Source organism: Bradyrhizobium sp. Ken64, assembly GCF_055807555.1.
On record NZ_JBVVPA010000004.1, the window covers coordinates 22,943 to 46,267 of the forward strand.

The following is a 23,325-nucleotide window of genomic DNA, read 5'->3' on the forward strand; positions in this document are numbered from 1 at the left end:
TCCGGGAGAATAACGATTTAACGTCTATCCGCCTCCCGGAAACTTTCAAAGGATAGGCATCACAAGTGTGGAGGGAAACTATGAGGAAATTACTTCTGGCTGGCATGGCCGTCGCGATGATGGCAACGCCGGCGTTCGCCCAGACCTACAAGTTCGCGGTCGTGCCCAAGGCGATGAACAATCCGTTCTTCGACGTGGCGCGCGATGGCTGCCTCAAGCGCGCCAAGGAGCTCGGCAACGTCGAATGTATCTACAAGGGGCCGATCGAGCACGAGCCGGCGACACAAGCGCAGATCATCCAGGACTTCATCACGCAGAAGGTGGATGGGCTTGCGATCTCGGTCGCCGACGTTGCGGCGATGACCAAGTCGATCGACGCGGCAGCCGCGGCCGGCATCCCCGTCATCACGTTTGACGCAGATGCGCCGGGCTCCAAGCGCATCGCCTATATCGGCACCAACAACAAGGACTTCGGTCTCGCACTGGGCAAGCAGCTGCTGCAGCTCCGGCCCGAGGGCGGCAAATATGCCGTGGTCTCCGGCGGTCCGGGCGCCAAGAACCTCGCCGAGCGCGTCGACGGCGTGCGGGAAGCGCTCAAGGGTTCGAGATGGGTCGAGGTCGCTGGGTCGCCGACCTTCTGCAACGACGATTCCGCGCTTGCGGTTCAGCAGATGGCAGACCTGCGCATCGCGACGCCGGACCTCGCCGCGATCGTACCGGTCGGCGGCTGGCCGATGTTCGCGCCCGAGGGCTACAAGGCCTTCGTCAACAAGAACAAGAAGGACATCGATGCCGGCAAGTTCACCCTCGTCGTCGCCGACACGCTGAAGATGCAGCTCGAACTGCTGCGCGATGGCTATTCCAACGCGCTGACCGGCCAGCGCCCGTTCGAGATGGGCGAGAAGTCGATGGACACTCTGCTGGCGATCAAGAAGGGCCAGAAGGTGCCGGAGATCATCTATACCGGCCTCGATCTCGTGACCAAGGACAACGTCGCGAAGATGCTGAAATAGGAGCGTCCCCAGCCCCGCGCTCCTCGCGTGCCTCTCCCGCTTGCGGTTTTCGCAAGCGGGAGAGATGGTTTTGCTGTTGGGGAAGACTGACGAGGCAATTGGAATGAAAAGGTCGCGGCTCGGCTCTCTCGATGTCACCTCGCTCGGCCTCGGTTCCGCGCCGCTCGGCGGATTGTTCACCCCCGTCAGCGATGCCGATGCGGAGGCGACCATCGCCCGCGCCTGGTCGCTCGGAATCCGCTTCTTCGATACCGCGCCGCTCTACGGCTTTGGCCTCGCGGAGCGACGCCTCGGCGCATTCCTGCGGCAACAGCCCCGTGACTCCTACGCCATCTCGACCAAGGTCGGTCGTCTGCTGCGTGCGCCCGATGGCGCCGCCGCCGAGGACGAGCATTACAAGGCCACGTCGCGGGAGCGGCCGGTGTTCGATTTCAGTTATGACGGCGTGATGCGGTCGGTGGAGGAAAGCCTGGCGCGGCTTGGGCTCGACCGCGTCGATGTCCTGCTCGTGCATGATCCCGACGACCACTACGACGACGCCGTCGCCGGCGCCTTCCGCGCGCTCCAGCGCCTGCGCAGTGAGGGCACCGTCAAGGCGATCGGTGCCGGCATGAACCAGTCGGACATGCTGGTCCGGTTCGCAGAGACCGTTCCGGTCGACTGCTTCCTGCTCGCCGGCCGCTACACGCTGCTCGATCAGGGCGCGCTGGATGCGCTGTTCCCGGTCTGCGCCGCGAAGAACATCGGCATCCTGCTCGGCGGCATCTACAACAGCGGCATCCTGGCCAATCCGCACACGGGCGCTAAGTTCAACTATCAGGACGCGGATGCGGCACTCGTCGCCCGCGCGCTCGCGCTCGACGAGCTTTGCCGCAAGCACGGCACCGAGCTGAAAGCCGCGGCGCTGCATTTCTGCATGGCCCATCCGGCGGTCACGGTCGCCGTGATGGGCGCACGCAATGCCGCGGAAATTGCCGACAACATCGCGATGTCGGAGATGGCGGTGCCGGCGGCGTTCTGGCAGGAGCTGCGTGCGCGAAAACTCGTCGATGCCCGCGCTCCATTGCCCGGCGGAGCGTAGGGCATGATCATCGACGCTCACCAGCATTTCTGGGATCCCGCGCGCGCCGACTATCCCTGGATGGACGCGCCCGAGCTCACGCCGATCCGGCGTGCCTTCGGTCCGGCCGATCTCGCGCCGCTCTTGAAGGCGAACGGCATCGACGCGAGCATCCTGGTGCAGTGCCGCTCCGAGCTGGCGGAGACCGAGGAATTCCTGCGGATCGCGCATGCGACGCCCTCGGTGATCGGCGTCGTCGGCTGGGCTGATCTGACCGACGCTGCACTCGGCGAGACGCTGGACCGGCTGCGTGCTTCGCCCGGCGGCGACAAGCTGGTCGGCATCCGCCACCAGGTCCATGACGAGGCCGACCCGGATTGGCTGTTGCGCGAGGACGTCCAGCGCGGCCTCACGGCCGTGTTCGCGCACGATCTCGCCTACGATTTCCTGGTCCGCACCCGCGAGCTGCCGGCCGCGATCGCAACCGCACAGGCCTTCCCGCAGGCGCGCTTCGTGCTCGACCACGCAGCCAAGCCGCCGATCGCCGATGGTGGAAGCACTGTATGGTCCAATGGCATCGCGGCACTCGCGGCCTGCGGCAATGTCTGGTGCAAGGTCTCGGGGCTGGCGACGGAAGCGGTTTGGAGCGACTGGAATGCGGAGCGGCTGTTTCCGTTCGTCGCGCACGCCGCGACATGCTTTGGCGAAGATCGCCTGATCTTCGGCTCGGACTGGCCGGTATGTTTGCTCGCGGGCAGCTATGGTGAGATCAAGGGCGCGCTGGAGGCCTGCCTGACGAAGCTCGGGCCGCAGGTGCGGGAGAAGGCGTTCGGTGTGAATGCCAAGGCCGCGTATCGGCTGGCGGTGAGTTGAAGCCGCCGCGCGCGTGTCGGTTCAGTGTTTGTCCCCAAACACCAGATCCAGCGCCGCATCGTACGTCGTCCGCACCAGCTCCGGATGCAGCTTCGCCAGCGTCTCCATCATCACGCCGGAATTGATCTCGAGCACACGCCAGACGCCGTCGACGTGCACGAGATCGACCGAGGCGAAGGTGATGCCGATGGCATTGGCGGCGTCGATGGCGAGCTTTGCGCAGGCTGTGCGAAGATCGCCGTCCTGCATCAGCACGGGCTTTGCGCCTGCATCGAGATTGTGCCGCCAATCCGAGCCACGCTGCTTGCTGTAGACGACGAGTGGCACATCATCGAGCAGGACCACGCGAACTTCGTCCTCGATCACGACATAGGGTGAGATCACGAGTCCGGCGCTGATCGAAAAAGCTTCGCCAACCGCATGATCGAGCTCTGTTTCCGTCGTGACCCTGAAAACGGATCGTCCCGACGTCCCCTCGTTCGGCTTCACCACCACGCCTTGCGGATTGTCGTGAAGCAGCGCCAGCATTGCCTCTCGCCAGGCGACGCCGACAACTTTCTCGCCCAACTTGGGATTGAGAAAGAGGCGATGGGGAATGCAGGGCACGCCCTCGAGCGCGAGCACTTCGGCGGTGGCCGATTTGTCGTTGGCCAGTCGGTGCGCGATGGCGCTGTTGAGGCCGATGTCGTAGCCGAACGCGAAGCGGCGTTGCTCGCCCCGGCGCATCGCGAGCAGCCAGCCATCGGCACGGACATCGAGCGCAATGCCATGGGTTGCGCAATAGCGCTTGATCGCCTGGACGAAGATCCGCTCGCCGCTCGCCATGTGTCTCTGTCGCCGGTCCCGGTCGCCAGTTCCAGTCGATCTTGGCGCCAAAAGCCGCAAAATCCGGGAAACGGCGCCAAACGGGGGTGAAATCAGAGCTATTCTTAATGAAATTCTCGCGAGCGCTACGGAAATTAAGTGCTGTATTCGAGCCTCGGAGGGAAAAGAAATTGCCCTCCGCATGCGCCGGACAGCAGATCCATTAATGATGCGACCATTTCCGCCGCAAATGCCGGTTTGACCGGCATCAATTGCATCCGGAACGAGGTTGATTATTGGTCTCAATGGCGTAGATCACACTCGCGAAATCCTCCGCCATGGCAATGGTGTCCGCCCCGCTTTCAGGGGCCGGGCAGCGCTTTTGCCCTAAACCCGCAATTATTCGGAATAGCGAAAATCATGAGCGCGTTTTACCGAGAGAAAGTTCTTTCCGTCCAGCACTGGACCGACACTCTGTTCAGCTTTCGCGCCACCCGCGATTCCGGCTTCCGCTTCCAGAACGGCCAGTTCGCGATGATCGGCCTCGAAGTTGAGGGGCGCCCGCTGCTCCGCGCCTACAGCATGGCGAGCGCCAATCACGAGGAAGAGCTCGAGTTCTTCTCGATCAAGGTTCAGGACGGCCCGCTGACGTCGCGTCTCCAGAAGATCAAGGAAGGCGACACCATCCTGGTCGGCCGCAAGGCGACCGGCACGCTGATCACCGACAATCTCATTCCCGGCAAGCGGCTGATGCTGCTCTCGACCGGCACGGGCCTGGCGCCCTTCGCCAGCCTGATCAAGGACCCCGAGGTTTACGACCAATTCGACAGCATCGTGCTGGTGCACGGGTGCCGTCAGGTCTCCGAGCTCGCCTATGGCGAGAAGCTCGTCGCCGGCCTTCGCGAGGACGAACTGTTCGGGGAGTTGCTCGCGGACAAGCTCATCTACTACCCGACCGTGACCCGCGAGCCGTTCAAGAACCGCGGCCGCATCACCGACCTCATCAGCTCCGAGCAGATCTTCAACGACATCGGCCAGGGGCCGCTCGACATCGCGACCGACCGCATCATGATGTGCGGCAGCCCGGCGATGCTCGAGGAGCTGAAACTGATGTTCGAGGGCCGCGACTTTGTCGAGGGCTCCGGCAACAAGCCCGGCCATTTCGTGATCGAAAAGGCGTTCGTCGAGCGGTAATCGCCGCGCTCTCTTGTCGTCCCGGCCTAGTGCCGGGACGACCGCGGTGAGTGTGGTCGTCGGCCCCCCTCTGCTGCACCGCAAAAGCCCGCCCATCGGGCTGATTGATTTGTCCCCGCCGAATTCGCTAGCGTGAAACAACCGCCGCGTCATATCCGTATGACAGGCGCGGGCGTATCGTACCGCCTCATGCTGGCGAGAGGATGGGAATCGTGGCCGACGTGAATAAGACGCAGGAATCGTCCAACTTATCGTCCAACCTATCGCCCAAACGGCTGCCGCTGGCGGAAGAGGGGATCATGGAAACCCTGCTGCTGCCATTCTCCCCGCGCTTCATCGTCCTGACGATCTGCGCGGTGGTCACCGCGCTGCTGATCGGCATCGGCATCGCCGACCGCAAGATCTTCGACATCCTGCTGATCCCGATCCTGATCTTCGGCGCCTTGACGCTGCTTGGCGTCCGCGACCTCATGCAGAAGGGTCATGCCGTTCTCCGCAACTACCCGATCTCGGCGCATATCCGTTTTTTGCTCGAAGAGATACGCCCGGAGATGCGGCAGTACTTCTTCGAGAGCGAGAAGGACGGCATGCCGTTCTCGCGCGACATTCGTGCGGTGGTCTATCAGCGCGCCAAGATGCAGCTCGACAAGCGTCCGTTCGGCACCCAGGAGGACGTCTACCGCCAGGGTTATGAGTGGATGCATCACTCGGTCTCGCCGAAGACACATGCCGAGGAGAAATTCCGCGTCACCATCGGCGGACCGGATTGCGCCAAGCCGTATTCGGCTTCGGTGTTCAACATTTCCGCCATGAGTTTTGGCGCGCTCAGCCCGAACGCCGTGCGCGCGCTGAATGCCGGCGCCAAGAAGGGCGGCTTCGCGCACGACACCGGCGAGGGCGGCTTCAGCCCCTATCACGCAGAGATGGGCGGCGACATCATCTGGGAGATCGGCTCGGGCTATTTCGGTTGCCGCCATCTCGACGGCACCTTCGATCCCGAAGCCTTCGCGCGCGTCGCGAGCCAGGACCAGATCAAGATGGTCGAGCTCAAGATCAGCCAGGGCGCCAAGCCCGGTCATGGCGGCGTGCTGCCGGCGGCGAAAGTCTCGGAGGAGATCTCCAAGATCCGCGGGGTCGCCATGGGCGAGGATTGCATCTCGCCGGCCTCGCATCGCGCCTTCTCGACACCTGTCGGCATGATGCAGTTCATCGGCGAGATGCGAAAGCTCTCCGGCGGCAAGCCGACCGGCTTCAAGCTGTGCATCGGCCATCCCTGGGAATTTTTGGCGATCTGCAAGGCGATGATCGAGACCGGCATCTATCCCGATTTCATCGTCGTCGACGGCAACGAGGGCGGCACCGGTGCCGCGCCACTGGAGTTCATGGACCATCTGGGCATGCCGATGCGGGAGGGCGTCAGTTTCGTCCACAACGCGCTGATCGGCATCAACGCGCGCGACCGCATCAAGATCGGCGCCTCCGGCAAGATCGCGACCGCGTTCGACATGGCACGCGCCATGTCGATCGGCGCGGACTACTGCAATTCGGCACGCGGCTTCATGTTCTCGCTCGGCTGTATCCAGTCGCTGAGCTGCCACACCGACCGCTGCCCGACCGGCGTCGCGACGCAGGACCCGACGCGGGCGCGCGCGCTCTACGTTCCGCTCAAGATCGACCGCGTGCACAATTATCACCTTGCGACGCTGCACTCGCTGACCGAGCTGATCGCCGCGGCCGGTCTCGAGCATCCGCAGCAGCTGCGCCCGATCCACTTCTCCCAGCGCACCTCGACGACGGACGTGAAATCCTTCGCGCAGCTTTATCCGTCGCTGCGTCCGGGCGAGCTGCTCGAAGGCACCGAAGACCCGCGCTTCCGCGACGCCTGGCGGATGGCGCGGACGGAGACGTTCCAGCCGGCGCTGTAGGACGCCGGTCCACTTGCAAGGCCGCAGGCCCCCGTGCGTAAAGGCATCGCGAAATGGGCTGCGTTTAACGTTTGGTTCAACTTTGGGTGTAGATTGTCGCCATGGACGAGCGGCGCGACAGGGCAAGGCATCGCGTGCTGAAGGCCGGGACGATCGAGTTCGGCGGCGGCGCGATCGACTGCACCATCCGCAACCTGTCAGATACCGGCGCCGCGCTCGACGTCAGCAGTCCCGTCGGCATCCCCGACCATTTCAGCCTGTTGGTCCAGGCCGACGGAACACATCTCGCCTGCACCGTGATCTGGCGCAAGGAAAAGCGGATCGGGGTGAGGTTCGGGTGAGGGGCTTGAGTTTGGCGCAAGCTCTAACCACAAACTCCGCCGTCGTCCCGGACAAGCGCCAGCGCAGATCCGGGACCCATACCGCGTGATCTGTCGATCATGCGCAGACAGCAGTACCGCGCAACTACCGGTCTTCGCCAAACTCAATCCTGTGGCTATGGGTCCCGGATCTGCGCTCCGCTTCGCTGCGCTTGTCCGGGACGACGAGAGTGGCTCACCCCGTCTCTACTTCGCTCCGCCGGCTCGCGAGAATCTTGTCGATCCTCCGTCCGTCGAGATCGACCACCTCGATGTGCCAGTCGCCGAAGTCGAAGGCGTCGCCGACATCAGGCAGCACGTTGAACTGTTGCAGCACGAGGCCGGCGACGGTGTTGTAGCGGTGCGGCGGCAGTTCGATGCCGAGCAGCTCGCCGAATTCGTCGACCGGCATCCAGCCTGAGACCAGCAGGGAATCGTCCGCGCGCCTGACGTAGGCCGGTTCCGGCGGGCCTTCCTCGGAATGGAAGGCACCGACGATCGATTCCAGAATGTCAGCCGTCGTCACGATGCCCTCGAAGGCGCCGTATTCGTCGTAGACGAGGCCGACATGCACCGGCGCAGCCTTCAGGATCGCCAGCACGTCGCGGGCATCCGCTGAGGCGGGAATGCCGGGCGCCTCGCGAACCAGCACGCGCAAATCCGGCGTGCGCTCGTTCATGAAGGCGACCAGCAGGTCCTTGGCCTGGAGCACGCCAATCGGCTTGTCGCGGTCGCCGTCGGACACGGGAAAGCGCGAATGCGGACTCTTGGCGATGGTCGCTTGAATGCTCTCCGGCGTATCGTTCAGGTCGATCTCGTTGACCTCCGTGCGCGGCGTCATGATCGCGCCGACCGGCCGGTCGCCGAGCCGCATCACGCCCGCGATCATCTCCTTTTCACCTGACTCGAGCACGCCCGCGCTTTCGGCTTCGCTGACGAGATGATGGATCTCGTCTTCCGAGACCTTCTCTTCGGACTTGCCGCCATGGCCGAGCAGCGTGAGGATCAGCTTGCCGGAGAGATCGAGCAGGAAGACCAGCGGCAGCGAGACCTTCGCAAGCACGTGCATCGCGGGTGCAACCCTGACCGCGATGCTTTCGGGATCGCGCAGCGCCACCTGCTTGGGCACCAGTTCGCCGACGATCAGGGTGGCGTAGGTGATGAGCGTGACAACCAGGCCCACTCCGACGATGTCGGCAATTCCTGCGGACAGGCCGAGCTCGAGCAGCCATTGCGTCAGCCGCTGTCCGAGCGTCGCGCCCGAGAACGCGCCGGAGAGGACGCCGACCAGCGTGATCCCGATCTGCACCGTCGAGAGGAATTTGCCGGGATCGGCTGCGAGCATCAGCGCCCGCTCGGCGCCGCGGACGCCCTTGGCGGCGAGCATCGACAGCCGGGCCGGGCGTGACGAGACCACGGCCAGCTCGGACATGGACAGCAAGCCGTTGATGACGATCAGGACGACGACGATGGCGAGTTCGGCGGAGAGCATTGATGTTCCGAGGTAAGGGAGTGTGGCCGGATGGCGGCACAGGCCTTGATATAGGTATTCGAGGAAGAAATGCCGACGATTCTGTCGCATCCGTCACCGCGAGGGAACCTCGGCGACGCCGTCCCGGAAGGTGCTCGAAGCCCATACCCCGCGGAACTACGGGCATGCCGTTGCTTAACGGGCTCTTAGCGGCGACCAGCTAGGTTCTCGACATTTACAGGAATGTATTCGGGGATCAGAATGCGGATCGGGAAACTTTTTGCGCTGTCGATGCTGACGGTGACGGTGTTTGCAGTCATCCTTGGCGCCGAGGTGCTCATACCCCAGGCGCGCATCTTCACGAACCGCTCCGACGCGATCAAGACAGTCGACGCCTTTGGTGCGACCTTGATGGTCAGTCAGCACGTTGCCGGCCTTCGTGCCCCCTACATTTCCCCGATCTTCCAGGAGAATTCTGCGACGCAGGCCCAGATCGACGGCGCCGCGAAAGCCGCGAAAGCGGCCGATGCCGCATTCGAGGGGGCAAGGCGCGCCATCCTTGTGCTGGATGATTCCGGACCGATGATCGAAAGCCTGGACCGTACCGCCCGGCGGCTCAAGGATATCTACACCGCTGCAGACCGCGCGATGAGCGTCCCCCTGGCGGCGCGCGACAGCGCTGTCGTCAAGGGCTTCCTACCGGGCATTGCAGAGGTCATCGGCAATATCGAGCCGATCATGAACCGGCTCGAAGCGAAGGTCATCAATGCCGATTCCTCGCTTGCGGCACTGTTGGGCCTGGCGCGAACCGCACAGGATCTGCGCGTCTCGGCCGGCAGCCGGGCCGCCACGCTGTCGCCGGCGCTGAGCGCACGCCGACCGCTCACGGCAGCCGAATTCTCGCTGATGGATCGTATGCAGGGGCGTGTCGAGGCGGACCGCGAGCGCATCGAGGCCGGCATCGACCAGCTCGGAAGCCCGCCTCGCATCGCCACCGCGCTGAAAGCGGCGATCGATTCTTATTTTGGGAAAGCAGCCGCTGCCGTGGACAAGGAGATGCCTGCGGCACGTGGCGACGGCAAGTACGGCATCAACGCCGAAGAGCTGGCCACAGTCATTGTGCCCGCCATCCAGATGTTCTACGGCGTGCGCGATGCCGCGCTCGCGGAAGCTGCCGAGCGCGCCTCGGCCGCGCGCGACGGCGCGCTGGCGATGCTCGCGCTCGCGGGCGTGGCGGTGCTGGCGCTGCTGGGGACACTCGGTGGCGTGACCATGATGCTGCGCAGGCGCGTGGTGTCGCCGCTCAGCCGGCTCGCAGACGTGATCGCAACGCTCGCCGCCGGACAGCACGAGGTCGAGATTCCAGTGACGGGCCGCAATGACGAGATCAGCCAGGTGGCGGGCTCGCTCCAGCACTTCAAGGATTCGCTCTCGGCCAAGAAGGCCGCCGACGAGGCCGCCGCGGTGGAAGCCGAGGCGAAACTCCGGCGCAGCCAGCGCATGGACCAGATCGCGCGCGATTTCGAAGCGTTGATCGGCGAGGTCATCAACACCGTCTCGTCGGCATCGTCGGAGCTGGAAGTGTCGGCGGGAACGCTGACGAGCACCGCCGATCAATCGGAAAAGGTCACCGCAACCGTCGCGGCCGCCTCCGAGCAGGCCTCCAGCAACGTGCAGACCGTTGCCGCGGCCGCGGAGGAAATGGCGTCCTCGGTCGACGAGATCGGCCGGCAGGTCCAGGACTCCGCGCGGGTGGCCAGCGAAGCGGTGCAGCAGGCTGCGCGGACCAACGACTATGTCGGCGAGCTCGCCAAGGCTGCCGGCCGGATCGGCGACGTCGTCGAACTCATCAGCCAGATCGCGGGCCAGACCAATCTTCTGGCGCTCAATGCCACGATCGAGGCGGCGCGCGCCGGCGAGGCCGGACGCGGCTTCGCCGTGGTCGCCTCCGAGGTCAAGGCACTCGCCGAGCAGACCGCCAAGGCCACCGGCGAGATCAGCCAGCAGATCACGGGAATCCAGAGCGCGACGGAGGATTCCGTTGGCGCCATCAAGTCGATCAGCGACACCATCACCCGCATGTCCGAGATCGCATCGGCGATCGCCTCCGCGGTCGAGGAGCAGGGCGCGGCGACGCGGGAGATTTCCCGCAACGTGCAGCAGGCGGCGCGCGGCACCCAACAGGTCTCCGCCAGCATCGTCGACGTGCAGCGCGGCGCGAGCCAGACCGGATTGGCCTCCTCCACCGTGCTCGCGTCAGCGAAGTCGCTGTCCGGCGAGAGCAGCCGCCTCAAGGTCGAGGTCGGGAAGTTCCTGGACGCGATCCGTGCGGCCTAGAAAACGCGCCGCGGGGAGCGCTCAGAACTCTCCGTGCAACCGTCCCGAGAATACCGACACCGGGCCGCGATCGGCGTTGTAGGCGGGATTGACGATGAGCTGGTAATCCGCGGTGAAGGTCAGGGCCTTGTTCAGCGCGTAGGCGTAATAGGTCTCCAGCACGCGTTCCCTGCGGTAGTTGAGCTGGCCGTCGCCAATCAGCGGACCGAGGCCGCCGGCGGCGATGAAGTCGCGATGGTCTTGCGAGAGGCCGTTGATCGCGCCGGCAATGGCGACGACGTCGTCGGGCCGGCCCCATTTCGCTCCCTTGACCGAGACGCCGCCGGACAGGCTGCGGTCGATGTCAGTGAAGGCCATGATCTCGTTGCGGCCGTCGTTCCAGCTCCAGCGGCCGAACACGCCGACGTCGTCGGTGATCGCCTGTTCGACGTTCAAAGCGTAGCCGTATTTGAGGCGGCCGCGGCGGGTCTGGCTGATGTCGAGGTTAAGCAGGGGATTGTCCAGCGTCTCGCGATAGCTGCCGGAATAGGCGCTGTTGACGAAGCCGAGTGTGCGCAGCTTGCCGGGCTGGCCGAACAGCGAATAGCGCGTCTCGAGCTCGACGACATATTCGCCGCGGCGGCCGATATTCATGTCGAAATTGTTCGAGTTGGACTGCGCGTCGATCAGGAAATAGCCGGCGCGTAGCGCCCATTGCTTCTGATTCAATTCGGCCGTTGCGCCATAGCCGAGGCCTAGCTTGTCGGCGGCGTAGTCGAAGGCGCCGGATGCCCAGATCGACCAGTTCATGAAATCCTTGCGCGGGTCGTGCGCGTAGGAATTGCCGTCGAACACGTCGACCACGGAGAGCTTGCCGATCTGCAGGGTCAGGCGTGAGATATCGGCCTTGCCGGCCAGCTGGAATGGGCCGCTGGTGAGCTCTTCCTGCTCGCCGCCGAAGCCAAAGGTGTGGCGCACGAACAGCCGCGAGGCGTTGAAGTGCGGATAGGGGAAGCCGGACTTCTGCGCCTCGCCGTTGGGAAAGCCGGCAGCGCCCGTCGTGTTGTTGAAGCCAAAGCCCTGCAGCAGCTCGGGATTGAAATAGACCTCGCCGCCATCCCATAGCCGCGCATTCAGATAGAGCGAGTTGCTCCAGGTCTGCTGGAAATCCGGCGACGGGAGCAGGCTGTTGGGGCCGGTATAGGGGGCGCGGAACGCGGGGTAGCCCTGCCCGAGCACGGTCGACTGGCCGTGAATCTCCCAGCGGCTGGATTCGGTGTCCGTCACGTCCGACTTCGGATTGTAGGTCGGCAGGCCCGGCCAGTCGATCTTGCGATTGAGGCCGATCCGCAGGCTCTGGAAATCCATCGAGGACGAATATTGCGCGCCGGAGGGGAAGGTGACGTGGGCGTTCTCGAACTTGCTGTAGAGATATTCCAGCCGAGCGCTCCAGTGCGGCGCGAAGGCATATTCGACGCCGCCGCCGGCGGTCCAGCCGAACCGCGTGTTCAACACCTTCTCCTCAGTGCCGCCTGCAGGTGTCGAGAGAAAGCGCTCGCCGGCAAAAGCGGCGCCGCCGGTCGCGTAGAACATGAAGGCGCCCGTGGTGTAGCCGAGCCGCGCGCGCAGGCTCGCGACATAGTCCCAACGTTCCTCCGCGCTCGACAGCGCGGTCGCAGCCGACGACACCACATGGTTGGAAGGCAGGTAGTTCGGAAAGGAGATGTCGCCTTCGACGCCGAGCAGGAAGCCCGAATTGAGGCGCCAGTTGTAGCCGGCCTGCACGCCGCCGCTCGCGCCGGTGAAGACATGATTGTCGGTTGCGACCGTGGGATCGGTCAGCGTGGCCGAGGACGTGCCGCGGGTGAAGCCGGCATGCGCACCGATATAGAGGCCGGTCCAGTCATGGACCGCCCTCAAGGCCGGTGCCTTCAGCGGCAGATCGGCCGCGCGGCTGGCGGCGGGAAAAGCCAGTACGCCCGAGGTAATCGCCGCGGCCGTTCGCAAATACCTGTAAAGGTGAGCTCTCAACGTCAAAACGCACGCCCCCAACGCGAATGTGTCCACTCGCCGCACTATCCCTGCCGATTCGCGGCGACCCTGTCATCAGGCTTAGGCGCTCCGCGATCGGACCAGATGATCCCGATTCGGCGCGACTTCCTCCCAAGTTCCTGGGCCCGTTGCGAACCTTATTGCGATTAATTCGCAATAGCAACTAGTGCAGATTGCCGCAGGGGATGGTTCGCATCGCGATGTGACGGGACTGCAACAAATTCCAAGGTCCCAAAACGGTTGACCCCGCCCGGGGGGACATCCGGGCGGGGTCGGGGGCACGACACGGGGTGGATGAGGCGCCCGTGTCGGACGCAGGATCCACGTGAGATCGGCCTCAGGGACTCAAATCAGAAGCAGGTACGAACGCGGCCGACGTACTGGCCAAAGGCGTTGTACTGGGCGGCCCAGCCGCAGCGGTGATAGCCGTTGTAATAGGGGTCGTTGCTGGCGGCGATCGCGGAGCCGACGACGGCGGCAGTGGCGATGCCCAGGCCGACGCCGACGCCCCAGCCGAGCGGCTTGGCTTGTGCCTGCGAGGTGGTGGCGACGACGCTGCCGGTCAGGGTGAGCGCGGTGAGGGCAACTGCGAAAATCTTGGTCTTGATCGACATGTGAAACTCCATCCGGGTTGAGGCGGTCCGTTGTGGCCCGCGTACCGAGTTGGACGGAGGCTCCGCGCGTCCGGTTCGAATCCGGCAAAAGCGGAGGTCGAGTATGGATCTTTTCCGAATGATTCCAGGAGGATGAGCGCTAGCCGAGCGGGCCTGTGGCGAGCCTGTTCACGTCGAAGTTATCAACCTCGGCAAGCAGCTCGCAAAAAGTGCGGGCGCCCTGGTCGATCAGCTGCTCGCCCTTCGCGGCCACGGCCAGCGTCGCATTGCCGATAGCGCCGCTGGGGTTGAGATCCTGCGCCTGCCAGGCGAATGGTGCGGGTCGCTGCGTCGACAGCCAGCGATATTGCTGCTCCATCGCGATGCTGCTCGCGGGAAAATCCGCGATCGCATCACCGCGCACCCGATCGGGATAGCGCGCCAGCATGATCGAGGTTTCGATCGCGCCGCCGTGGATGCCGTGACGCACTTCGTCGGCCGGGAACAGCTTGTCCGCGCCCGACAGCCGCGACCACGACGTCGTCACCACGAACAGCTTCTGATGCGCGCGCAAATCCTGTGCGATCAGCATCATGGCCGCGCTGTTGCCGCCATGGCTGGTGATGATGACGAGCTTCTTCAATCCGCGCCGCGCGACGTCGTCGCCAATCGCGGTCCATTTTTTCAACGCGATGTCAGTCGGCAGCGTCTGCGTGCCGGGATAGTCGATATGCTCGGTGGAAATCCCGATCGGTTCAACGGGCAGGAAAGTGGCCGGAGCGCTGTCGGGCAGGAGCTCGCGCACCCGCGCGAGATAGGCGCCCGCGATCAGCACGTCGGTCTCGAGCGGCAGATGCGGGCCGTGCTGCTCGGTCGCCGCCAGCGGCAGCACCGCGATCCAGCGCGAAACCTCGGCGGGGCTGGTATCGGCCCAGCGGATCTCGGTCCAGTCGCGGGAAGGCGTCATCAAGGTTTCTTTGCCCGAATTTGTCGCGTAATTTGGGGTATCAGGGGACGCGGGCCAGGCCGGCTCGCGTCCCTGAATGTCTTGCGGTTTTATCGCGTTGCTTGGACATCGGCTAGAAGCGATCGACGGAGTCCCACCATGAGCCCCTCTCATCTGCGGCGAGCCTTAACGGCGGGCCTGATGGCCGCTTTCGTCTCGGTGGCCCCGGCGCGCGCCGAGACGCTGGACAAGGTCACCTTCGGCACCAATTGGGTCGCCGAGGCCGAGCACGGCGGCTTTTTCCAGGCCGTCGCCGACGGCACTTACAAGAAATATGGGCTGGACGTCACCATCGTTCCCGGTGGGCCCAACGAGAACAACCGGATGCTTCTGATCGCCGGCAAGATCGATTTCTTCATGGCCGCGAACACGCTGATGTCGTTCGACGCGGTCGCCAACAACGTCCCGGTCGTCACCATCGCCGCGGTGTTCCAGAAGGATCCGCAGGTGATGCTGACGCAGCCTGATGCCAAGGTCGCCAAGATCGAGGACCTCAAGCCGCTGACGCTGTTCGTCTCCAAGGAGGGCATGACCAGCTATTTCCAGTGGCTCAAATCCGAATACGGTTTCAGCGAGAAGAACGTTCGCCCCTATAATTTCAATCCGCAGCCCTTCATTGCCAATCCCAAGAGCGCGATGCAGGGTTACGTCACCTCCGAGCCCTTCGCGGTCGAGAAGGCCGCCGGCTTCAAGCCCAACGTGTTGCTGCTTGCCGATTACGGCTTCAACACCTATTCGACCCTGATCGAGAGCCGCCGCGACGTGGTCGAGAAGAAGCCCGATCTGGTGCAGCGCTTCGTCGATGCCTCCATGGTCGGTTGGTACAATTACATCTACCGCGACAATTCCGCCGGCAACGCCATGATCAAGAAGCTCAATCCGGAGATGACCGACGAGCTGCTCGCCTATTCCGTCGCCAAGATGAAGGAATACGGCATCGTTGATTCCGGCGATTCGCTGAAGAACGGCATCGGCGCGATGAGCGACGAGCGCTACACCTCCTTCTTCAACAAGATGGTGAAGGCGGGCGTGGTGAAGGCGGACCTCGATTTCCGCAAATCCTATACGCTGCGCTTCGTCAACAAGGGCGTCGGCGCCGAGCTGCGCCCGAGCAAGCCGTAGCGCAAGGCCGATGTCATCAGTCCAAACGTCGGCGGGGGCCGAGACCGGCCTGACGGCCCTGGCTGTCAGCCTGCGCGGCGTGACGAAGACCTATGACAACGGCGTGCTGGCGCTCGGCCCGCTCGATCTTGCGGTGCGCAAGGGCGAGTTCATTTCGCTGCTGGGCCCGTCAGGTTGCGGCAAATCCACCGCGCTGCGGCTGATTGCTGAGCTCAGCGCGCCGTCATCCGGTATCGTGAGGCTGGCGCGTCGCGTGGGTGATGCGCAGCCAGGTCAAGTTCAGCCAGGACATGGCATCGGCTTCGTGTTTCAGGAACCAACCCTGATGCCCTGGACCAGCGTACGCGAGAACGTGCGATTGCCGCTGAAGCTCGCAGGCGTTCCTAAGGCGGAAGCGCGCGCGCGTGCCGACGAGGCGCTGGCAAGCGTCGGGCTTGCCGATTTCGTCGACGCCTTTCCCCGCGAGCTCTCGGGCGGCATGAAGATGCGGGTGTCGCTGGCGCGCGCGCTCGTCACCGACCCTGACATCCTCCTGATGGATGAGCCGTTCGCCGCGCTCGACGAAATCACGCGCTTCCGCCTCAACGACGATTTGCTCGCGCTGTGGCGCAGGCTTGGGAAGACCGTCATCTTCGTCACGCATTCGGTGTTCGAATCCGTCTATCTGTCGCAGCGCGTGGTGGTCATGACGGCGCGGCCGGGCCGCATCCAGGCCGACTTCCGCATCGAGACGGTCGAGCCGCGTGGCGAGGAGTTTCGCACTTCAGTCGCCTATTCCGATTATTGCCGCAAAGTGTCGGCGGCGCTGGCGCCGTCCTATGCAGGGCAGTCGACGCTATGAACGCGCAAGCTTCCGTCACTGCGAAGCCGTCCGGTGCGCAACGCGCGGTGCGCTTCATGCTGCCCGTCATCGTGTTCGCGGCGGGCCTGCTCGCCTGGGAGCTCGTGGTCCGCATCAAGGACATCCCGCCTTACGTGCTGCCGGCGCCCTCCGTCATATTCGTGACACTGATCAAGGATTGGGCGGTGCTGTCACAGTCGCTCGCCGCGACGCTGCTGACCACGCTTGAAGGTTTTGTCGCGGCCAGCATCGGCGGCATCGCGCTGGCGCTGCTGTTCAATCAGTCCAAATGGGTAGAAGCATCGCTGTTCCCCTATGCCGTAGTGCTTCAGGTCACGCCGGTCATCGCGATCGCGCCGCTGCTGCTGATCTATCTGGAGCAACAGACCGCGGTCGTGGTCTGCGCCTTCATCGTCGCCTTTTTCCCGGTGCTGTCGAACACCACGCTCGGGCTCAATTCGGTCGATCGCAACCTCGCCGGCCTGTTCCAGCTCTATGGCGCCTCGCCGCATCAGACCCTGCGCTTTCTCAAGCTGCCCGCGGCGCTGCCCTATATTCTCGGCGGCCTGCGCATTGCCGGCGGCCTGTCGCTGATCGGCGCGGTCGTGGCCGAGATCGCGGCGGGAACGGCCGGCGCCGGCTCCGGGCTCGCCTACAGGATCGCAGAATCCGGCTACCGCTTGAACATACCCCGCATGTTCGCAGCGCTGCTGCTGTTATCGCTGGCCGGGATTGTCATCTATGGGGTGCTGGCGCTAGTTTCCCACCTCGTTTTACGGCGCTGGCACGAGAGCGCGCTTGGAAAGGACAACTGATGACCACCGGTTCGATTTCGTCCGAAAAGATCGACCTTCTGATTTATGGGCCGGTCCGGCCGATCCTCGAGAACGGGTTTTCCGATCATTTCGTCGTGCACAAGGCGGAGACGCGGGGCGATCTCGAGCGGCTGACGCCGGCGATCCGCGAAAAGATCCGCGGCGTGGCGGTGACCTATCACACCGTGCGCGCCGACAGGGATTCGCTGTCGCAGCTGCCGAAGATCGAGATGGTGGCGAGCTTCGGCGTCGGCTACGACCACGTCGACGCGAAATACGCCGCCGAGCACAACATCATCGTGACCAATACGCCCGACGTGCTGACCGAGGAGGTCGCCGACGTCGCGATGGGGCTTCTGATCTCCACGGTGCGTGAGTTCATCAAGGCCGACCGTTATGTGCGCTCCGGTCTCTGGCAGACCCAGAACTATCCGCTCAGCGTCGGCTCGCTGCGCGATCGCAAGGTCGGCATCGTCGGCATGGGCCGGATCGGACAGGCGATCGCGCGCCGGCTCGATGCCTCGCTGGTGCCGGTGGTCTATCACACCCGCAATCCGTCCAAGGACGTCTCCTACAAACATTACCCCGACCTGATCGAGATGGCGAAGGCCGTGGACACGCTGATGGTGATCGTGCCCGGTGGCGCCTCGACCAACAAGATGATCAACGCCGAAGTGCTGAAGGCGCTCGGCCCGCGCGGTGTGCTGGTCAACGTCGCGCGCGGCTCGGTGATCGACGAACCTGCGCTGGTCCAGGCGCTCAAGTCCGGCACCATCCTTGCCGCCGGTCTCGACGTGTTCGCGGCCGAGCCGAATGTGCCGGACGAGCTCAAGACCATGCAGAACGTGGTGCTGCTGCCGCATATCGGCTCGGCCTCGGTGGTGACGCGCAATGCGATGGACCAGCTCGTGGTCGACAATCTTAAGTCCTGGTTCTCAGGCAAGGCGCCGTTGACGCCGGTTGCGGAAACGCCTTTCAAGGGGCGCTGATGAGAGCTCTTCGGGTCGTTGCATTCGCCGTCGCGGCCTACTTGGCCGCGATCGGCATCGCGTTGGCGCAGGATACGACGACCCTGAAGAAGGAAATGCCCGGGCAGTGGGAGCTCTCGACCACCGAGCGCAGCAAGACCTGCGTCGTCACGCTCAAGGCCGACACTGCTGCTCAAGGCTTCAAGCTCGAGCTGGAGCCGGCCTGCAAGGCCGCGCTGCCTTTCACCAAGGACATCGTCGCCTGGAGCGTCAGGGGTCTCGACATCGTCCGCCTGCAGGATGCGAGCGGTGAAGCCGTGATCGACTTCACCGAGGTCGAGGCCGGCATCTTCGAGGGCCTGCGGCAGGGCGAGGGCGTCTACATCCTGCAAGACCTCGCCGCCGCTCGCTCGATGGCGAAGTCGATGGACCAGATGATCGGCGACTGGTCGATCGTGCGCGGCAACGGCCAGCCTGTCTGCGGGCTGACGCTGACCAACACGGAAGCCGGGCCGGACAATTTCCAGGTCTTCCTCAAGCCGAAATGCGATGCGGCCATCGCGCAGTTCAACCCGACGCAATGGCGGCTCGACCGCGGCCAGATCATCCTGCTGTCGAAGGCCGGTGAGGCCTGGCAGTTCGAGGCCGACGACAACGCGCAATGGCGGCGCGTCCCCGATACCGCCGATCCCCTGATCATGCTGCGTCAGTAGACGCCGCAAAACGCGACCTCATCCTGAGGGCCCGCCATAGGCGGGCGTCTCGAAGGATGACCTCAGGCTAGGTCGTCGGCCTGGGCGGCGGCGCGGTGCCTTGGGCCCACTTCTCCATTTTGCCAAGCACGCCCCAGGCCGTGAGCGCCAGCGAGATCGGCATCGCGAACTGGCCGAGGCCCGGCACGGCCGACACGAGCGTCCCGAGCAGTCCGGCAATACCGCCTGCGTTGGGGCTCGCGGTCACTGACGAGAGCAGCGCCGTGATCAGCGAGCCGCCGATGCCGAGCGCGGTCTTCTTGCCGTCGAGCATCTTGCCGATGGTATCGCCGAGCGCGCCATTGACCTGGCCGAGGACGGGCTTGCCGTCCCGGTTGAGCAAGGTGCCGAGCAGGTCGACGACCTGCTTCAATTGATCGACGGGAGCGGGGCTGGTCGGGGTGAGGGGTCCTGGCATGGGGGCGGTCTTGTTGACGAGGGAGAAGAGCCGTTCGAACAGGCTGATCGGATCATTGGTGGCGGGCAGCGTATTGCCCGATGTCGTCGTTGCCGGGATCACGGCGCCGACCGGTGGCCGCAGCAATTGCGCGAGATCCTCCAGCCGCTTCATGATTCTGGACACATCGCCGCTCGATCCGGTGGGGCCCGACTGCACAGCGCGCGTGAGGGCGGCGACCGTGGCGCCGTCGAGAAGTCCGGTATCCCTCAGGCCGTTCTGCTGCTGAAACTGCGAGACCGCGGTTCTGGTCTTTGGTCCGCTGATGCCGTCCTCGGCGAGCGGCGGATTGGCGCCGAGCTTGTTGAGCGCCTGCTGCATGAGAACGATCGTCGACGCCGCGTCGTCCTCCGGCTCCGCGCGGCTGGCGAATTGCGGGCTGCCGTCGAGGGTGATCGAGGAATCCAGCGACATCATGGCATGCAGGATCACCGCGGTGCCCAGCTGGGAATCGACGTGGTTCGAATCGAACACATGATCGCGGACGAATTTGCCAGCCCTTGCCTCGGGCGGGCCATACAGCGTCGAACCGCCATAGAGATAGGGCGAATTGCAGCCCTTGGCGTGATAGCCGAAGCCGTTGAACGCTTCGAGCCGGAACAGAATCCGCGCGATCCCCCAGTCGTGAGCGCCGATGAAATTCTCGATTCTGAAGGCGTCCACGGCGCCGTCCACGAACGTGGCAAACGGGCCGCGCCCTTTCGGAACGATGGTCGTGGCGCGATGAAGCGTTTCGCCGTTGCCGAGGTAGGTGTCGAAATCGAAATTGGACTCGCGGTAGTGGCAGAGGGCAGCGAAATACCAGGGGACGCCGGTCAGCCGTTCGATCTGCTGATAGGTCGCCTTGCCGTTGATGGCCTTGCGCGCGACCGCGTTCGCGTCGGAGAGGCGTGAAGGCCGGATCTCGAGATTGGACCAATTGCCCTCGTATTCGCTTTTCAGACTCTCGAATGAAATCATTTTCCGCTCCCGCAATGAATGGATTTTCGCAACTGCGCGTCAGTCGAAATGGACCAGTGCCGTGATCAGGGCGCGAGGCCAGCGTGATCTCCCGCAAGTCTGGCAGGCCGCCGCGCCGCCGCGTGTGAAGTGGGTTACAACCTCGCCGGGAAAATGAGCGGCAGGACCGGGATCAGGGCGACCGCCGGTGAGGGAACCGAGAGGGCCGCTGCTCGGTTAGCGACGCGAGGCAGTCCGGCAAGGAGCTCAGCATGACCACGCGCGTCCTCGCGATCGGCATCGAACCCGGCAACGCGGACTACAGTGCATTCCCGCAGCTCACGCCGGCGCTCGTGCGCGACTATATCGATGCGCAGCTGCTGCGCCTGCGCGATCTCGGTTACGAAGTCACGAGTTGCCTGATCGATCTCGATGCCGCGGCGGAAGCCGCTGTGACGGCAGCGTTGCGCGAGGAGAATTTCGACTGCATCGTGATCGGCGCGGGGCTGCGCGAGCCTAGGGAGCGCCTGCTGCTGTTCGAGAAGGTGCTCAACCTCGTCCACCGCCTGGCGCCTGACGCCGCGATCTGCTTCAACACCACGCCGGCCGACACCGCCGAGGCCGTGCAGCGCTGGATCGATGCTTGAGATGAATCGGCTGGCCCGCGGCGCGCGCGCCATGGTCTGGGCCGCCTTCCAGCCGAGCCTCCGACGCCATCGCGAGAAGTGCCGGGTCCCGGCGTGGTGATTCTTCTGGTCCGAATCCGGCTGCGGCGCTATCACTTGTCTGACCACAGGGGAGGGCGAGCATGCTTCGAGGTCTTCGCATTGGAAGTTTCGCTATCGCGGCATGTCTGACAGTCGTGATGGCGATGCCTGCTCATGAGGCGGCGGCGCAGGACGCAATTGGCGGTGCCATCCTCGGCGGCGTCGGCGGAGCGATCGTGGGTGGCGCCATCGGCGGAGGCCGCGGCGCTGCCATCGGCGCCGTCGTCGGTGCCGGTACGGGGGCTGCGATCGCCTCCGAGGGCGAACGCCGCCGCTCTGGCTATTACGCCTATCAGCGCGGCTGCTACATGCAGCGCCGGGACGGCTCCTATGTCCCGGTCGACCCGCGATACTGCTACTAGATCAACCGCATCCCGCGCAGGCTCGCATGGCCGCTCTTGCCGACGATGATGTGGTCGTGCACCGAAATGCCGAGCGGCTTTGCGATGTCGATGATCGCCTTGGTCATCTGGATGTCGGCCTGTGACGGCGAGGGATCGCCTGAGGGGTGGTTGTGCACCAGGATCAGCGCGGTCGCGGACAATTCCAGCGCGCGCTTGATCACCTCGCGCGGATAGACCGGGGTGTGATCGACGGTGCCGGTCTGCTGCACCTCGTCGGCGATGAGCTGGTTGCGCTTGTCGAGGAACAGCAGGCGAAACTGCTCTTTCTCGGCAAACGCCATGCTGGTGCGGCAATAGTCGATCACCTCGTTCCAGGACGACAGCGCGTTGCGGCTGTTGACTCCGCCCTTGGCCACGCGATGCGACGCCGCCGCGATCAGCTTGAGCTGGTGGATCGCGGATTCCCCGATGCCGTCCACCTCGCGCAGGCGCGCCACCGGCGCATGCACAACCTCGGCAAACGAGCCGAATATCTTGATCAGCGACTTCGCCAGCGGCTTGGTGTCACGCCGCGGCAGCGCCGGAAACAGCGCCATCTCCAGCAGCTCGTAGTCGCTGAGCGCGTCCGCACCCGCGCTGTAGAAGCGCTCGCGCAGCCGTTCGCGATGGCCGAGATAGTGCGGCGCTTCTTCGGGTTTGCTTTTGTCGTGGTCGGTCTTGGCGGGCATCGGCCGCCAGCATTGCCGCGGGCAATCGTTTTTGCAACCGTCAATTGCGGCGTCAAATCCGGTTCACGCCAGCCAGCGGCCCGAAGGTCAGCCGTCAGCCGGGCCATCACCCGATCTGCTTCTCGCCGTGCCGCTCCGACAGCGTGAAGATCTCGACGCCGGTGGCGGTGACGCCGACCGAATGCTCGAACTGCGCCGACAGCGAGCGGTCGCGGGTCACGGCGGTCCAGCCGTCGGACAGGATCTTCACATGCGGCTTGCCGAGATTGATCATCGGCTCGATGGTGAAGAACATGCCGGGCTTCAGCTGCACGCCTTCGCCGGGCCGGCCGATATGGATGATGTTCGGCTCGTCGTGGAACATGCGCCCGAGGCCATGGCCGCAGAAATCGCGCACCACGCTCATGGCCTGCGGCTCGACGAAGCTCTGGATGGCGTGGCCGATGTCGCCGGTGGTGGCGCCGGGTTTCACCGCGGCGATGCCGCGCATCATCGCCTCATAGGTCACCTCGATCAGCCGCTCGGCCTTGCGGGCGATCGGGCCGACCGCATACATCCGGCTGGAATCGCCGTACCAGCCGTCGACGATGAAGGTGACGTCGATGTTGACGATGTCGCCCTCTTTCAGCGGACGGTCGCCGGGCATGCCGTGGCAGACCACGTGGTTGAGCGAGGTACAGGTCGAATAGCGGTAGCCGCGATACATCAGCGTCGCCGGATAGGCATTGTTGCTGAAGGCGAAGTCGCGGACGAACTGGTCGATGCGCTCGGTCGGAACGCCCGGCCCGACGATGTCGGTGAGCTCGTCGAGGCACTTCGCCACCAGCGCTCCCGCCTTGCGCATGCCGGCAAAGGCGCTTGGCCCATGCAGCTTGATCTGCCCGGTCTTGCGCAGCGAGGTATCGGTAGCTTCGACGTAGCTCATG

At 64.5% G+C, this 23,325-nt stretch carries 22 protein-coding genes; 14 read left to right on the forward strand and 8 right to left on the reverse strand.

The genetic code is table 11. The annotated features are described in order from the left end of the window. Positions 1-80: 80 nt before the first annotated feature. The 3 genes from AC0L2F_RS08355 (at position 81) to AC0L2F_RS08365 (ending at position 2,946) form a co-directional block, all read left to right on the forward strand. Positions 81-1,013 (forward strand): sugar-binding protein, encoded by a 933-nt coding sequence (locus AC0L2F_RS08355; protein ID WP_473248086.1) that lies wholly within the window; start codon positions 81-83, stop codon positions 1,011-1,013. Positions 1,014-1,116: 103 nt separating this feature from the next. Further along, positions 1,117-2,094, forward strand: a complete 978-nt coding sequence (locus AC0L2F_RS08360; RefSeq protein WP_473248087.1) for an aldo/keto reductase — start codon at positions 1,117-1,119, stop codon at positions 2,092-2,094. 3 nt (positions 2,095-2,097) lie between these two features. After that, positions 2,098-2,946: an amidohydrolase family protein gene (locus AC0L2F_RS08365; protein WP_007604933.1), complete on the forward strand. Its 849-nt coding sequence runs from the start codon at positions 2,098-2,100 to the stop codon at positions 2,944-2,946. Positions 2,947-2,967: 21 nt separating this feature from the next. Here the strand turns inward: AC0L2F_RS08365 and AC0L2F_RS08370 are convergent, their stop codons facing one another. Continuing rightward, positions 2,968-3,771, reverse strand: coding sequence for an ATP-grasp domain-containing protein (locus AC0L2F_RS08370; RefSeq protein WP_473248088.1), 804 nt, complete (start codon positions 3,769-3,771; stop codon positions 2,968-2,970). Positions 3,772-4,170: 399 nt separating this feature from the next. Between AC0L2F_RS08370 and AC0L2F_RS08375 the strand changes: the two genes are divergently transcribed. The 3 genes from AC0L2F_RS08375 (at position 4,171) to AC0L2F_RS08385 (ending at position 7,210) form a co-directional block, all read left to right on the forward strand. Then, positions 4,171-4,944: a ferredoxin--NADP reductase gene (locus tag AC0L2F_RS08375; protein WP_007597827.1), complete on the forward strand. Its 774-nt coding sequence runs from the start codon at positions 4,171-4,173 to the stop codon at positions 4,942-4,944. 203 nt (positions 4,945-5,147) lie between these two features. Next, positions 5,148-6,869 carry an FMN-binding glutamate synthase family protein gene (locus tag AC0L2F_RS08380; protein ID WP_473248089.1) on the forward strand — a complete coding sequence of 574 codons (1,722 nt, stop codon included), beginning with the start codon at positions 5,148-5,150 and terminating at the stop codon, positions 6,867-6,869. Between the two features lie 101 nt (positions 6,870-6,970). Beyond that, the gene (locus AC0L2F_RS08385; protein WP_473248090.1) at positions 6,971-7,210 is read left to right on the forward strand and encodes a PilZ domain-containing protein; all 240 of its coding nucleotides are present in this window, start codon (positions 6,971-6,973) and stop codon (positions 7,208-7,210) included. Between the two features lie 214 nt (positions 7,211-7,424). On the opposite strand, the gene AC0L2F_RS08390 is transcribed toward AC0L2F_RS08385, so the two are convergent. Continuing rightward, positions 7,425-8,720, reverse strand: coding sequence for a hemolysin family protein (locus AC0L2F_RS08390; RefSeq protein ID WP_473248091.1), 1,296 nt, complete (start codon positions 8,718-8,720; stop codon positions 7,425-7,427). Positions 8,721-8,960: 240 nt separating this feature from the next. On the opposite strand from AC0L2F_RS08390, the gene AC0L2F_RS08395 reads away from it, so the two are divergent. Continuing rightward, on the forward strand, positions 8,961-11,036 hold the full coding sequence (locus AC0L2F_RS08395) for a methyl-accepting chemotaxis protein (RefSeq protein WP_473248092.1): 2,076 nt from the start codon (positions 8,961-8,963) through the stop codon (positions 11,034-11,036). 21 nt (positions 11,037-11,057) lie between these two features. Here AC0L2F_RS08395 and AC0L2F_RS08400 read toward each other — a convergent pair whose 3' ends face one another. From AC0L2F_RS08400 to AC0L2F_RS08410, 3 genes are all read right to left on the reverse strand, one after another. Next, positions 11,058-13,022, reverse strand: a complete 1,965-nt coding sequence (locus AC0L2F_RS08400) for a carbohydrate porin (protein WP_473248285.1) — start codon at positions 13,020-13,022, stop codon at positions 11,058-11,060. A 395-nt stretch (positions 13,023-13,417) separates the two neighbouring features. Next, positions 13,418-13,681 carry a hypothetical protein gene (locus tag AC0L2F_RS08405; RefSeq protein ID WP_007597808.1) on the reverse strand — a complete coding sequence of 88 codons (264 nt, stop codon included), beginning with the start codon at positions 13,679-13,681 and terminating at the stop codon, positions 13,418-13,420. Between the two features lie 139 nt (positions 13,682-13,820). Continuing rightward, positions 13,821-14,627: a creatininase family protein gene (locus AC0L2F_RS08410; protein WP_473248093.1), complete on the reverse strand. Its 807-nt coding sequence runs from the start codon at positions 14,625-14,627 to the stop codon at positions 13,821-13,823. Positions 14,628-14,765: 138 nt separating this feature from the next. Here AC0L2F_RS08410 and AC0L2F_RS08415 point away from each other — a divergent pair, with 138 nt between their 5' ends. From AC0L2F_RS08415 to AC0L2F_RS08435, 5 genes are read left to right on the forward strand one after another with little or no spacing between them, the layout of a single operon-like run. Next, positions 14,766-15,788, forward strand: coding sequence for an ABC transporter substrate-binding protein (locus AC0L2F_RS08415; RefSeq protein WP_007604942.1), 1,023 nt, complete (start codon positions 14,766-14,768; stop codon positions 15,786-15,788). 10 nt (positions 15,789-15,798) lie between these two features. Continuing rightward, the gene (locus tag AC0L2F_RS08420) at positions 15,799-16,629 is read left to right on the forward strand and encodes an ABC transporter ATP-binding protein (protein WP_473248094.1); all 831 of its coding nucleotides are present in this window, start codon (positions 15,799-15,801) and stop codon (positions 16,627-16,629) included. Continuing rightward, the gene (locus AC0L2F_RS08425) at positions 16,626-17,444 is read left to right on the forward strand and encodes an ABC transporter permease (RefSeq protein WP_473248095.1); all 819 of its coding nucleotides are present in this window, start codon (positions 16,626-16,628) and stop codon (positions 17,442-17,444) included. Before AC0L2F_RS08420 ends, AC0L2F_RS08425 begins: the two co-directional genes overlap by 4 nt. Then, a complete protein-coding gene (locus tag AC0L2F_RS08430; protein ID WP_007604945.1) occupies positions 17,444-18,433 on the forward strand; it encodes a 2-hydroxyacid dehydrogenase in 990 nt (329 codons plus the stop codon). The genes AC0L2F_RS08425 and AC0L2F_RS08430 overlap by 1 nt, the downstream gene beginning before the upstream one ends. Further along, the gene (locus AC0L2F_RS08435; RefSeq protein ID WP_007604946.1) at positions 18,433-19,125 is read left to right on the forward strand and encodes an AprI/Inh family metalloprotease inhibitor; all 693 of its coding nucleotides are present in this window, start codon (positions 18,433-18,435) and stop codon (positions 19,123-19,125) included. The genes AC0L2F_RS08430 and AC0L2F_RS08435 overlap by 1 nt, the downstream gene beginning before the upstream one ends. Before the next feature lie 67 nt (positions 19,126-19,192). Here AC0L2F_RS08435 and AC0L2F_RS08440 read toward each other — a convergent pair whose 3' ends face one another. Then, the gene (locus tag AC0L2F_RS08440) at positions 19,193-20,581 is read right to left on the reverse strand and encodes a peptidoglycan-binding protein (RefSeq protein ID WP_473248096.1); all 1,389 of its coding nucleotides are present in this window, start codon (positions 20,579-20,581) and stop codon (positions 19,193-19,195) included. A gap of 251 nt (positions 20,582-20,832) precedes the next feature. On the opposite strand from AC0L2F_RS08440, the gene AC0L2F_RS08445 reads away from it, so the two are divergent. Together AC0L2F_RS08445 and AC0L2F_RS08450 are read left to right on the forward strand one after the other, a co-directional pair. Further along, positions 20,833-21,207 (forward strand): hypothetical protein, encoded by a 375-nt coding sequence (locus tag AC0L2F_RS08445; protein ID WP_007604949.1) that lies wholly within the window; start codon positions 20,833-20,835, stop codon positions 21,205-21,207. A gap of 161 nt (positions 21,208-21,368) precedes the next feature. Further along, a complete protein-coding gene (locus tag AC0L2F_RS08450) occupies positions 21,369-21,689 on the forward strand; it encodes a glycine zipper domain-containing protein (protein ID WP_007604950.1) in 321 nt (106 codons plus the stop codon). On the opposite strand, the gene radC is transcribed toward AC0L2F_RS08450, so the two are convergent. Together radC and map are read right to left on the reverse strand one after the other, a co-directional pair. Continuing rightward, a complete protein-coding gene (gene radC, locus AC0L2F_RS08455) occupies positions 21,686-22,399 on the reverse strand; it encodes a RadC family protein (RefSeq protein ID WP_063994523.1) in 714 nt (237 codons plus the stop codon). The two genes, AC0L2F_RS08450 and radC, sit on opposite strands and share 4 nt — an antisense overlap. Positions 22,400-22,505: 106 nt before the next feature. Further along, positions 22,506-23,324, reverse strand: a complete 819-nt coding sequence (gene map, locus AC0L2F_RS08460; protein ID WP_007604952.1) for a type I methionyl aminopeptidase — start codon at positions 23,322-23,324, stop codon at positions 22,506-22,508. Position 23,325: the final 1 nt, after the last annotated feature.

Bases quoted from the DNA above. Each gene is read 5' to 3' on its own strand.
- AC0L2F_RS08355 (WP_473248086.1), top strand. From the start codon at position 81: ATGAGGAAATTACTTCTGGCTGGCATGGCCGTCGCGATGATGGCAACG.
- AC0L2F_RS08360 (WP_473248087.1), top strand. From the start codon at position 1,117: ATGAAAAGGTCGCGGCTCGGCTCTCTCGATGTCACCTCGCTCGGCCTC.
- AC0L2F_RS08365 (WP_007604933.1), top strand. From the start codon at position 2,098: ATGATCATCGACGCTCACCAGCATTTCTGGGATCCCGCGCGCGCCGAC.
- AC0L2F_RS08370 (WP_473248088.1), bottom strand. From the start codon at position 3,771: ATGGCGAGCGGCGAGCGGATCTTCGTCCAGGCGATCAAGCGCTATTGC.
- AC0L2F_RS08375 (WP_007597827.1), top strand. From the start codon at position 4,171: ATGAGCGCGTTTTACCGAGAGAAAGTTCTTTCCGTCCAGCACTGGACC.
- AC0L2F_RS08380 (WP_473248089.1), top strand. From the start codon at position 5,148: ATGGGAATCGTGGCCGACGTGAATAAGACGCAGGAATCGTCCAACTTA.
- AC0L2F_RS08385 (WP_473248090.1), top strand. From the start codon at position 6,971: ATGGACGAGCGGCGCGACAGGGCAAGGCATCGCGTGCTGAAGGCCGGG.
- AC0L2F_RS08390 (WP_473248091.1), bottom strand. From the start codon at position 8,720: ATGCTCTCCGCCGAACTCGCCATCGTCGTCGTCCTGATCGTCATCAAC.
- AC0L2F_RS08395 (WP_473248092.1), top strand. From the start codon at position 8,961: ATGCGGATCGGGAAACTTTTTGCGCTGTCGATGCTGACGGTGACGGTG.
- AC0L2F_RS08405 (WP_007597808.1), bottom strand. From the start codon at position 13,681: ATGTCGATCAAGACCAAGATTTTCGCAGTTGCCCTCACCGCGCTCACC.
- AC0L2F_RS08410 (WP_473248093.1), bottom strand. From the start codon at position 14,627: ATGACGCCTTCCCGCGACTGGACCGAGATCCGCTGGGCCGATACCAGC.
- AC0L2F_RS08415 (WP_007604942.1), top strand. From the start codon at position 14,766: ATGAGCCCCTCTCATCTGCGGCGAGCCTTAACGGCGGGCCTGATGGCC.
- AC0L2F_RS08420 (WP_473248094.1), top strand. From the start codon at position 15,799: ATGTCATCAGTCCAAACGTCGGCGGGGGCCGAGACCGGCCTGACGGCC.
- AC0L2F_RS08425 (WP_473248095.1), top strand. From the start codon at position 16,626: ATGAACGCGCAAGCTTCCGTCACTGCGAAGCCGTCCGGTGCGCAACGC.
- AC0L2F_RS08430 (WP_007604945.1), top strand. From the start codon at position 17,444: ATGACCACCGGTTCGATTTCGTCCGAAAAGATCGACCTTCTGATTTAT.
- AC0L2F_RS08435 (WP_007604946.1), top strand. From the start codon at position 18,433: ATGAGAGCTCTTCGGGTCGTTGCATTCGCCGTCGCGGCCTACTTGGCC.
- AC0L2F_RS08440 (WP_473248096.1), bottom strand. From the start codon at position 20,581: ATGATTTCATTCGAGAGTCTGAAAAGCGAATACGAGGGCAATTGGTCC.
- AC0L2F_RS08445 (WP_007604949.1), top strand. From the start codon at position 20,833: ATGACCACGCGCGTCCTCGCGATCGGCATCGAACCCGGCAACGCGGAC.
- AC0L2F_RS08450 (WP_007604950.1), top strand. From the start codon at position 21,369: ATGCTTCGAGGTCTTCGCATTGGAAGTTTCGCTATCGCGGCATGTCTG.
- radC (WP_063994523.1), bottom strand. From the start codon at position 22,399: ATGCCCGCCAAGACCGACCACGACAAAAGCAAACCCGAAGAAGCGCCG.
- map (WP_007604952.1), bottom strand. From the start codon at position 23,324: ATGAGCTACGTCGAAGCTACCGATACCTCGCTGCGCAAGACCGGGCAG.